The following is a 10,695-nucleotide window of genomic DNA, read 5'->3' on the forward strand; positions in this document are numbered from 1 at the left end:
TCAGATTTCGAGTAATTCAAGAATCACAAGTCATAATTTTTGTTCTTGATTCTTTGTTTCTTTTTAGAAACAGAATGCACAGATTACACGGATTTTAATTTCATGGATTTCTTGAATTTTTAGCGAAACAAGTCTTTATTCTTTATCTTAACAGCGCAGCGGTCTATGTTCATATTAAAAACAGCCTCCCAAAATGCAAGACCTGTTCACATTTCAAAAGACTGTTTATTTAGTAGACTTTTATTAAATCCTACTTCGTAATACTATGATCCCAATTGGCACCGCTGATATCCGTTATTTTTAGATTGTAAGTTCCTTTTGGGAGGTTTATAAAAACAGCATCCTTAAAATTCATTTTGGCTTTTGCTCCCAAAGGAATGATAAGACTGTGCTTTCCTGGTTTCACTTTCGCGATATAATAATTGTCAATCACGCCATCATCTAAGTTTGCTAAATCATCTTGTATATAGCTGATGACGGTATTGCCTTGACTATCGGTAAGCGTAATGTCAATCATCCAGGCGCCGTAAACGTCCACGCCTTCGGTTCTATAAACGTCAAATGAAAGTCCGTTTTCATTGAATTGACCTTCCGTAATCTCTAATTTCGGCTTGACCGATTTATTGTGCAAGGTTCCCCAAACACCACCATGGAACACCTGATTGGTGTATAAGGTCAATCCAAAAATTAAAATGGAACCCACCAATACCACTTTAGGAAAGATGCGATCTTTAATTGGCAATATCCCAGAGCCTAACCAAGCAAACCATTTTGTTTTGGTAAATGCATAGTTCTTATTCATGAGGTAATTGTCCATAGAATAAGTGCCGCTGCCGCTTAAGAAAAGCATGTATCCTGTAGCAATACCAAGCACGCCAATTTGCCATTCATCCAAGCAAGTCGTGCCAATCCATCCAGAACCCAATAAGATGCCCATGGCCAATCCGAAAACACCAATACTCATAAGTCTTGTGAACAGCCCAAAAATCAGAAACAAGCCTACAATTCCTTCAAGAATAGTAAAACTAACCATGGCAACATAAAGGCTATCTGGGTTTTCAACTAAGTTGAGGATGATGGGTTTAATCCAAAGTGCATTCGGGAGGAAGTGGTTGAACTTTTCGCCGATATATCCTGCAACTTCTGGATCTAATTTATTTTCTAAAATGATTCTTCGGTAAAAAGCGGAAAAATAAGTCCAGCCAATAACCATTCTTACCCCAAGCATTAAAAGCCCGGAATCGTTTTTAATATTTAATTTCATTGTATTTATCTCAAAATGTAGTTACTAATTTCTTGTGGCTGTCTTTATAAGACGGCTTGTTTGGCATAAGAAATGAGTTACAGATGAACCTTCAGGTTCTGGTAGAGAATGTAGTAGGGGATAAGCGCGACCGATTCACTTTTATCCTCAATTTGTGTGACTGTCTGTTTAGCTAAATCAACTGTAACAAGTGCAAAATGTGGTTGTTTATAAGGAATTGCAGGAAACTGCTGCTGCTGATTGGTTGTTGTAGCTGAAACCAATGTTTCATTCTCTTCATAAACTTGACACACGCTTTTGCTGGAAACTTCTGTTTGAGGAAGTTCTAGCGCCGTTTGGATGGAGTTTCGAACCTTGCAAGGTGACAGCAACAATAATGCTATTAATCCCATGATCGAGGATAATAGAACTGCTTTTTTGATATGTAGATGCGCTTTCACGCGGCAAAGATAAGCCTATTTTTAAATTAAAGCGAATAGAGGAAATGCGTCTGAGCAAAAAAGTTAGGGATGCTATCAAGATTGTTCCTGTTGTTGTTGTTTCGAAATTGTGCCATTTTTTCTATCTGAATAAATTATTGCGTTTTGGCTTTCCGAAGATTTTAAGTGATTAAACAATGGTAGTTTGTGATCTAAAAACAATAAGAATGTCAAATTTAGATCATCAAAAAAGCCAACCTTTTAAAAGTTGGCTTTTTATTTACTGATTAAAGTGAAGGGGAAATCTTATTCCTATTGTTCCGAAGTGTTCCACCATAATGGCGTTTTCAAACGAATAAGCGGATCATTACTAGGCATATTGATGTAGTTGCGATCTTCCTCGTTGCGCTCGTACAGCATCCCTTGAATCCATTCATCACTGCCTGGAAAGATATCTAGATTAACATTGATCGGGCGCTTTAGTCCAGGGTATATCGCAGCACTGTAATCCATTCTTCGCATATCTACCCACGTTTCTGGGTTAAGCATGTTGGCAATATACTTTTGAACCATAATTGCTGACATGCCAATATTGGTTGCACCAATTTTTGCATCTAATAAAGATAAATAGGTGTTCATTTCAGTGCTTGGTACATTTAGTTTTTCCATGTCCGCTCTAACACCTTCTTTAAAAGCAGTATAAGCTCCTGTTAAATCATTTTTTCTAAATCTTGCTTCTGCCTCTATGAATTTTACTTCACTGTAAGTCATCATATAGGTTGGCGACGTTGGACTGGTATAAAAACCACCGTTTCCGGCTGAATATTTAGTTGCAGGATCTCCATCCAAGCCTCGGCCCACATCTAAACCTACATAACCACCGTTAACCGCTTCAGGAACAATAATGGATAATCTAGGATCTTCTACTGGAACTGCTAAGTTTAATGGGTTTTTTAACAGATTGACAAAAAACGTACTAAAGTATCGGAATCTTGAAGAGCCGTAGCCACCGACAGCAAAAGGTTGTCTTTGATTTTCTGCTTCACCTCCCACAAAGTCTTGTTGCGCATTTAAAGCGTTTGAATTGATACCGGCCTCACAAGCTGCGATAATGGCATCAGCATTGTATGCCATATCTCCAGACGTTTTTTTATTTAAATGATTTAAGTAACGTGCTTTGACAGAGTGCGCGAAACGGATCCATTTCTGTTGGTCGCCATCGTAAAGTACATCACCACCTTCAACATTAAGTCCTATTGAGCTGGGTTGCTGAAGTTCTGCAATAGCTTCGTCCAACAAGGTGAAAATTGTTTGATAGGCCTCTTTTTGCGTTACGAATTTCGGCGTAATGTTCATGTTTGACTCTCCATCATAGGTGTCTTTTGTTACAATATCACCATATTGATCTGTAGTCATACCAAAAGTATAGGCTCTTAATATCTTGCCCACTGCAGTGTAATTTGGAGAATTATATTTTTTACCTAAAACAATTAGATCTGCAGTGTTTGGCAGTGCATATACATAAGCGTTCTGCCAAAAAAAGTAACTACCCGTGGTAAGGTTATTAGTCCATGAGTTGGATTCATAGGCTTTGGTGTGATGGGCTGCATATTGTGTAACCCCAATAATCTCCCTGGCGCCTCTATACTGAGCAGTTCCTGTCGTGTTTTCAATAGCGCCCTGTATTCTAAACTGTGGCGCTAAACCACTCGTTGTTGGAGCAGTTTCTGAACTGTTGACATCAAAGTAGTCATCGCTACATGATGTGGCAATTATTGCTAGCGCAATAAATGAATATTTTAAAATTTTCATAATTATAATTTTTTAAAATCTAAATCTTAAACCTAAGTCAAATCCTTTCACGTTTGGAGTTCCAAGATTATCAATATTCATGGAGCCCGCACCAGAAATGCCCGCACCAAATGTATTTACTTCAGGATCTACACCGCTGTAATTAGTAATGGTAAATAGGTTACGACCTGTAGCATAAATTTCTAAACCTGTAAGGGATAATTTATCCAAAACTTGGGTTGGAAATTTATAGGATAATGTCACATATCTCAATCGTGTAAATGAACCATCTTCAATGAAGTTTTCAGAGTTTTGAGAATAAAAATTTTGATAATAATTCTGATCTCTATCCACCGCAACCGTATTTGGATTGCCTGCAGCGTCTACACCTGGCAATACCACTGATTCATTTCTGCCTGCAACAGTATTGGTACTTAATCCATAATAAGCTAAGGCAGATTCTGTAGCGTTGTACACATCGCCACCTTGAACGATGTCTAATAAAAACGATAGGTTGAAATTCTTATAGCCTACGGAATTTGAAATGCCTAAAGTCCAATCAGGAGTTCTGTTAACGTCGTCATAAGTTTGATCGGTTAGCGTAGGTAAACCATTAGAATTAATAATGACCTCGCCATTTTGATTTTTTACAGGGCGTTTTCCACGTAGTCCAAATAATGAACCGTGAAGGATCGCTGCTCCAGCAGCAGAGTTTCTAAACGTCCAAGAGTCGGACAAATAAACCTCACTCAAAAACCCTGGTAATTCTTTAACCTTGCTTTTATTAGTGCCAAAGTTGAAATCTAAATCCCAAGTAACATTGGATGTCTTAGGAAGCATCTGCAATCTTAACATCGCTTCAATACCGCTATTGGTAATGGAACCGCCGTTAAGTGTGGCGTAAAAAGTTCCGGTTGTTGGAGGTACTCTAATGTCGCGTAAAATCTGATTGTCAGAGGTGCTTTTATAATAAGTCAAATCTAATCCAATTCTGTTTTCCAGAAAACGGACATCCGTTCCTATTTCAAAACTATTGGTGAATTCAGGTTCTAAGTTAGGATTTCCAACGTTAACCCCATTCCAAGTATAGGCTGAACTCGCTAAGCCATTGATGTTGGTGCCCAATGAGCTTTCTAAAGCACCAATTGGTGCGTCTTTACCTACCTGAGCCCAAGTTGCTCTTAATTTGAAATAGGTTAAACCGTTTGGCGAAGTAATATCCGAGCCGTAAACTTTAAATAAATCGCTCACCACAGCCGACATCCCCACTGATGGGTAAAAGAACGATCTTTTATCTTTTGGAAGGGTGGAGGACCAGTCATTACGGCCTGTTAAGTTCAAGAATAATGAATTCTTCCAGCCAAATTTAAGTTCTCCAAAAACCCCAACGATACGCTTTCTGGTAATCAATTCGGAAATCCCTTGATTTTCCTTTAATATATTACCGATGCTATAAATTCCTGGTGCCAAGAAAGACCTTCCTGAACTGAACGTCGTTCTTACATCTAATTCTTCAACCGAATTACCGATCATCCCATCAAAGGAAAAGTCTTCCGTGATATCTTTCTGATAACTCAAAAAGATATTAGAAGTCAATTGGGTATGATCTTTTTCAAATTGATTGATAAAACCATCTTCTCTAGTGTCAATTAACGATCCGCTTCCTGTGACTCTTTTATTGAATTCGGTATAATTATCCGTTCCAATTTTATAAGATAGATTAAAATCATTTAAGAACTTATAGTTCAGACTGATGATTCCAATTAATCGTTTCGTCGCATCCGAGTTTGGACTATTCACCTCACTCCAATAAGGGTTATCAAATTGTTGATTTAGGAAAAATGCTTTTTGTGATCCATCGGCATTTAAGTAATCTTTTGCATTGACATCCGCTGGATAAGCTAACAAGCTTCCGAAACTGCTGCCAGTGGCATTTCCTTGTTTACTGCTCAAAATATCTGTAGTGATATAGTTTGCAGAAATGCCCACCGTGAAATTATCAGTCAAATTGGAGTTTGTATTTATTTTAAATGATGTTTTATCATAACTTGTTCCCCCTATGACTCCTTTTTGAGAGACGTCTCCAATGGACATATAAAGATTGCTTTTATCAGTACCCGTGGAATAACTTACGTTATGATTTTGGGTGGCGGCCGATTTATAGAAATCTTCAATATTGTTAAACGTTGGCGTGTTTGCACCAATGGCTTGTCCAAAAGACAACGACGATTCTGGATCGTAAGTGATGCCTGCTGGGGTTCTTATTTGAGCACCTTTTCCATACATTTTTTGAACGTTGGGTGTGCCCATAACTTTATCTGTTGAAATGGAACCTGAATAGGTCACGGTACTCATGCCTGCTTTTCCTCTTTTAGTGGTAATAATTACCGCACCACCAGCGGCTTGAATACCGTACAAAGCGGCAGCAGCAGGACCTTTAAGGACAGAAACACTTTCAATATCCTCAGGGTTAATATCAGAAGCTCTGTTGGTGCTTGCAACTTCTAAACTGGAGCTGGTTGAGTTGTCAATTGGAATTCCATCCACTACAAATAGCGGTTGGTTATTTCCTGTGATAGATGTTCCGCCGCGAATCAAAATAATAGCGGAAGAACCCGGTGCACCACCAGAATTAACGACGGTAACACCAGAGACTTTACCTTGCAGGCCGTTAACCATATTGTTTTGGTTCCCTTCCATAAGCGCGTCAGATTCTACAGCTTGTACTGCATATCCTAAAGCTTTCTTTTCTCTTTTAATACCTAAAGCTGTAATGATAACTTCATCCAAAAGGTCTCCAGTTTGCAATGACACATCAATCGGTCCTGCATTGATGGCTTTGATTTCTTTGGTTTGATACCCGATGTAAGAAAAAACAAGGGTTGAATTTAAGGGGGCTTCAATAACATAATTTCCGTCAAAATCTGTAATTGTACCGACCGTGGTGCCTTTAACCTGTACGGTTGCGCCGAGTAAAGGTGTGTTGTCGTCGCCGGATTTGACAGTTCCCATAATTTTTAAACTTTGAGCAAATACGCCTTGAGCAAAGCAAAAAACGAACAGGAATTGCAATAATAATTTGCCTTTCATATTGAGTTGGTTTTAATAATTTATCTCTCAAATATAATTGAATAATTTAAAAATGCATAAATAATGCAAAAATAAACCATTAATTATGCATTAAAAGCGCAAAATCGATAATGATTCAGTATTTTAAAAGCAGGTTAGCGTGCATTTTAACAAAAATTGTTATGGTTTCAATATTATGATTACTTTGCCCTCCCTATTTAATCCCTATGGTATTATGAAAAAAAGTGATAGACAACGTTTAATTGTAGATATCGTCATGCGGCAGCGAAAAGTGGACACCGATCAGCTGGCGATGGAATTGAATGTTTCGGCGGATACTATCCGTCGCGATCTGAATGAGATGGATGAAGACGGCCTGCTGACTAAAGTACATGGCGGCGCAGTGTCTTCCATTCAAAAACTGTTTCATTATAATGAAGTGGCCGTTTTTAATCGGGAAGAGAAGAAGGTTATTGCCCAAAAAGCCATTCCTTTTTTAGAAGATGGTATGGTAGCTATTATAAGTGGTGGTACAACAAACTTGGTGTTTGTGAGTGCTCTGCCAAAGGATTTAAAAGCCACCATTTATACTTTTAGCTTGGAAATCGCTTTGCAATTAACCGATCATCCTCACATTGAAACCGTTTTTATCGGTGGGAAAATCCAAAAAAAATCATTGGTTTCCATAGGGATCGATTGCTTTCAAATACTATCCAAAATACATGCTGATATTTGCTTTGTTGGCGCTAGCGGAATTACTTTAGATGAAGGCATTACCGACGAAGGCTATGAGATTGCCTTAATTAAAAAGGCCATGATTGATTCGTCAGATAAGGTGGTCTCATTGATAACCTCCAATAAACTTAATATCCGTCATAACTATTCGGTATGTCCGCTTTCAGAAATCGATGTGATCGTGACCGAATTGAAAAGTGATCATCAACTTTTGAAGGACTATAGTTCAAAGGGGGTAATGATTTTGTGAGCGTGATTTATATCTTTTTAAATTGGAAATGACAAAATCGATTTGATTCGAATGTTCCTTTCCTAGGGTCTGATCTCGAGTTTTTTTGTAGATAATGTATAAGCTGCCAAGTTGGAAACCCAGATTATGTGATGGCTGTTGGGGAAACACCTGAAGTAACGAAAATTTACAGATCAAGAAAAGATTTATTGACGGTTTAAGTTGGTTTTACAATTTTATAAAGTAATAATTCCACATCTTCGTTTGGAAGTCTTGTGGTACCATTTAATTTTAGCCCAAGTTTTTCAAGTAGGCGTTGCGAAGCGCTATTGTCTTTGGTCGTGATTCCTTTGATTTCTTTAATGTCAAATTCTTCAAAGGCTGCGTTCAATAATCGATGGGAGGCCTCATAGCCATAGCCTAAACCTTCATATTGTGGTAAAAGTGCAAAGCCAAGGTCAATACCATTTAGGCCTTCTCTTTTATAAAGTCCGCAGGTGCCTATTTTTTGTCCCTCTGATTTTATGATTAATGTATAATTTGAATAGCCAAACGCATGTAGTTGTGGGAGCATTTTAGTGCGAATGTAACTGGCGCCCGCTTCAATGGAATCAATCGCTCTATCGCCAACATATTTGATGAATTTAGGCGTGTTCATTAAGTCATAAATTAATTCGGCATCGTCTTCTGAAGTTGGCCTTATTAATAATCGCTCGGTTTCGAATGTTTTGTGCATGGGGTTTTTAAAGGATAACGGATTTGGGAAGAGTTTGTTTGATTATAAATGTTGAGATTGGAAATTGGCTTATGGGTAGGGCGGTCGTTGTGAAGGAGGGTTAGCTGGGGCTGAAAGTTACTTAGATTTTTTTATTATTTTTACGGTTGAGGTTTATGTTTTGGCACGTGTTGCAAACGAATGGTAGCCTGGAGGGAAGATTGTTGGTGGAAAACACCAACAACGGCGATAAATTCGTTTAAGATTAGCACTTTAGCCCGCATTGCGCTTATACAATGTTAGTGGCTCGTGTTTTATGTCGTGGTCAATAATGTTCCTACAAAACTTCTCATTAAGTTTATAGATTCTGCAAGTTCTTCATCGGTGTATTTTATATTTTCTTTGTTTTCTGGGTGATGAATTTGGTGTCTAATTTTTTCTGTTGAAATTATTTTTATAGTTTTTTTACTACCGTCTTTCTCTACTCTGATGTAGTCAATTTGAGTTTTACCACTTTTGAAGTCATTAATTTTGCCTTCAAATTCTATAAAACCGTACAATTCGTTATGATATTCTTCTGTTGTTTCAGAAAACGCCAAGAAGTTAACTTCGTTAAGTGATGGATAGGGCAATGTATGTGGTGAAACTGGTTCAATAGTTTTTCCGCTACTTGTAGATTTAATTAATCGCAAATGTTGAAATTCTAATTCTTTTACTAAAGCAGGACTGTGTGTTGTAATAATTACCTGTGTATTTACTGTTCCTGAAAGAGTTAAGAATGCAGAAATCAGCTTTCTTTGATGTTCGGTATGTTGTGAAGTTTCGGGTTCTTCTATTGCATATACAATACTTGGAATTTTTTCTTCCGTTTTTCTTCTTTCAGCTTCTGCTCTAAAGAAGTTTAACAATATTAGACGTTTGACTCCACTACCCCTTTTGTTAATTGGAATATCTTCGTCTCCTGCGATTGAAACATTTTTAAAGACGTCAGCCCATTTCAAACTTTCTGCTGTTGGAATTATAGGATTTAAACTGTCAGCAATTTCGGGGTTCATTTCTTTCAGTTTTTCCAAAGTTCTGTCGGAAACCTCTTTTAGCTTTTTCTCAACTTCACTTGCAATTTCGGCAAATTTTATTTTTAAACCACTATCGCTTAAAATCTGTTTTACTGCTTCTTTTAATGGGTCTTGTACTTCGTTATCTCCATCGCTATTTTTTCTGTCTGATTGAAATAAAGAATAAAGTGGTAAATAATTTTTTAACTGTTCCCAAATTGATTTTGTTGCGTCACCTTTTGTTATGTCAAGTTCAATTTCGTTTAATCGTAAGTCTGTGATATAATGGTTCCAAATTGCTGTTCTCATTACTGCATTTTTGGTGTTGTCACTACAAATTATTGATTTTTCTTTGATGATTTTCTGTAGGTCTGTATTCTTCTTTAACAACAAGTCTTTACAGTCGTCATTTGTTGGGTGATTTGCTTTGATAAATACATTTGGAGTTGTCTTTGCGTTTGGATATTTCTTGATTACCTCAAGTTGGCCGTTTGAGTTTAGTGAATATTCTGCACTTAAAGTTGTTTCGTTTGTGCTGTCAATTACAATTGTGGCTGGTAGTTCTTCAAAGCAAACTGAAATAACTATTTCATTGTCTCCTAAAGCAAGTGCTTTTTTATTTATGTCGTCTTTGTCAAGTTTTATTACACCTTTACTATCATTGAAGAAAATATCTAACGCTTCTAAAACAGTAGATTTACCAATGTCATTTTTACCTACAAAAGCGGTCAAGTCGCCAAATTCTATTTCAACTTCATCTTTGTAGCTTCTAAAATTCTTGATTTTTATTTTCTTGATTTTCATCTATTATTGTTTTTTTTTTAGGTGGTCGTTCTACACTTGCCACTAACAAAGGCCTATACCGCCGATGAACATTATTAATGTTTTATATATTCCTAATAACATGCATTGGAATAACGTACCAAACTACCCAATTCCGACCTCATATCCTATACGTAACTTTACGTAGTTTCCTACACCAATATGCAGTTTTTCAAACCCATCGTCCACCTTCCTTCGACACGGTCCCCAAAAAATCATATTTTTCAAAGGCTCACTCGAACAAGTGTCGAACAAGACTCGAACAAAACCCCTATAAAAGGCCTCCAACCGGACAAAAACGGACAATACCAGACAAAAGACGACACAACCAGACAAAAACCGACAATACCCGACATTTTCAACCCATAGGTGCATGCCTTTATGAAGGCCATTGATGACATTGACGAGGCTTGGTTGTTAGGCGATTAAGGTGTTTGTGCAGCCTAGTGTTTTGCAATATACCGCCGTACATAGTGTAGTACCCAGCAAATAAACTTATCTTTGCCCAAAATTTAAAGGAGTGACCTAAATCAATAGTGCTTGCTTCGTAAACACAATTTATGTCATTCAATTCATTAGGATTATCTGATGCTTTA

The 10,695-nt window shown here is 37.4% G+C and carries 8 protein-coding genes; 1 reads left to right on the plus strand and 7 read right to left on the minus strand.

The features are described 5' to 3' along the window. Positions 1–250: 250 nt before the first annotated feature. The 4 genes from ABIQ28_RS03845 to ABIQ28_RS03860 form a co-directional block, all read right to left on the minus strand. Positions 251–1,264 carry a TQO small subunit DoxD gene (locus ABIQ28_RS03845; protein WP_348035429.1) on the minus strand — a complete coding sequence of 338 codons (1,014 nt, stop codon included), beginning with the start codon at positions 1,262–1,264 and terminating at the stop codon, positions 251–253. A gap of 77 nt (positions 1,265–1,341) precedes the next feature. After that, positions 1,342–1,656, minus strand: a complete 315-nt coding sequence (locus ABIQ28_RS03850; protein ID WP_348035430.1) for a hypothetical protein — start codon at positions 1,654–1,656, stop codon at positions 1,342–1,344. A 339-nt stretch (positions 1,657–1,995) separates the two neighbouring features. Continuing rightward, entirely contained in the window at positions 1,996–3,495 is a 1,500-nt protein-coding gene (locus ABIQ28_RS03855) for a SusD/RagB family nutrient-binding outer membrane lipoprotein (RefSeq protein ID WP_348035431.1), read from the minus strand. A 12-nt stretch (positions 3,496–3,507) separates the two neighbouring features. Further along, positions 3,508–6,564 (minus strand): SusC/RagA family TonB-linked outer membrane protein, encoded by a 3,057-nt coding sequence (locus ABIQ28_RS03860; protein WP_348035432.1) that lies wholly within the window; start codon positions 6,562–6,564, stop codon positions 3,508–3,510. Between the two features lie 214 nt (positions 6,565–6,778). Between ABIQ28_RS03860 and ABIQ28_RS03865 the strand changes: the two genes are divergently transcribed. Next, positions 6,779–7,528 (plus strand): DeoR/GlpR family DNA-binding transcription regulator, encoded by a 750-nt coding sequence (locus tag ABIQ28_RS03865; protein ID WP_348035433.1) that lies wholly within the window; start codon positions 6,779–6,781, stop codon positions 7,526–7,528. A 196-nt stretch (positions 7,529–7,724) separates the two neighbouring features. Here ABIQ28_RS03865 and ABIQ28_RS03870 read toward each other — a convergent pair whose 3' ends face one another. The 3 genes from ABIQ28_RS03870 to ABIQ28_RS03880 form a co-directional block, all read right to left on the minus strand. Next, a complete protein-coding gene (locus ABIQ28_RS03870; RefSeq protein WP_348035434.1) occupies positions 7,725–8,243 on the minus strand; it encodes a GNAT family N-acetyltransferase in 519 nt (172 codons plus the stop codon). Positions 8,244–8,536: 293 nt separating this feature from the next. Beyond that, positions 8,537–10,081 carry an ATP-binding protein gene (locus ABIQ28_RS03875; protein WP_348035435.1) on the minus strand — a complete coding sequence of 515 codons (1,545 nt, stop codon included), beginning with the start codon at positions 10,079–10,081 and terminating at the stop codon, positions 8,537–8,539. Between the two features lie 397 nt (positions 10,082–10,478). Next, a partial coding sequence (locus ABIQ28_RS03880; RefSeq protein ID WP_348035436.1) for a hypothetical protein occupies positions 10,479–10,695 on the minus strand: 217 nt, incomplete at its 5' end.

It is taken from the genome of Gelidibacter sp. (assembly GCF_039916245.1).
Taxonomy (GTDB): domain Bacteria; phylum Bacteroidota; class Bacteroidia; order Flavobacteriales; family Flavobacteriaceae; genus Gelidibacter.

What these genes read in the sequence shown, in the direction of transcription:
- ABIQ28_RS03845 (WP_348035429.1), bottom strand. Translation starts at nt 1,264, where the DNA reads ATGAAATTAAATATTAAAAACGATTCCGGGCTTTTAATGCTTGGGGTA.
- ABIQ28_RS03850 (WP_348035430.1), bottom strand. Translation starts at nt 1,656, where the DNA reads ATGGGATTAATAGCATTATTGTTGCTGTCACCTTGCAAGGTTCGAAAC.
- ABIQ28_RS03855 (WP_348035431.1), bottom strand. Translation starts at nt 3,495, where the DNA reads ATGAAAATTTTAAAATATTCATTTATTGCGCTAGCAATAATTGCCACA.
- ABIQ28_RS03860 (WP_348035432.1), bottom strand. Translation starts at nt 6,564, where the DNA reads ATGAAAGGCAAATTATTATTGCAATTCCTGTTCGTTTTTTGCTTTGCT.
- ABIQ28_RS03865 (WP_348035433.1), top strand. Translation starts at nt 6,779, where the DNA reads ATGAAAAAAAGTGATAGACAACGTTTAATTGTAGATATCGTCATGCGG.
- ABIQ28_RS03870 (WP_348035434.1), bottom strand. Translation starts at nt 8,243, where the DNA reads ATGCACAAAACATTCGAAACCGAGCGATTATTAATAAGGCCAACTTCA.
- ABIQ28_RS03875 (WP_348035435.1), bottom strand. Translation starts at nt 10,081, where the DNA reads ATGAAAATCAAGAAAATAAAAATCAAGAATTTTAGAAGCTACAAAGAT.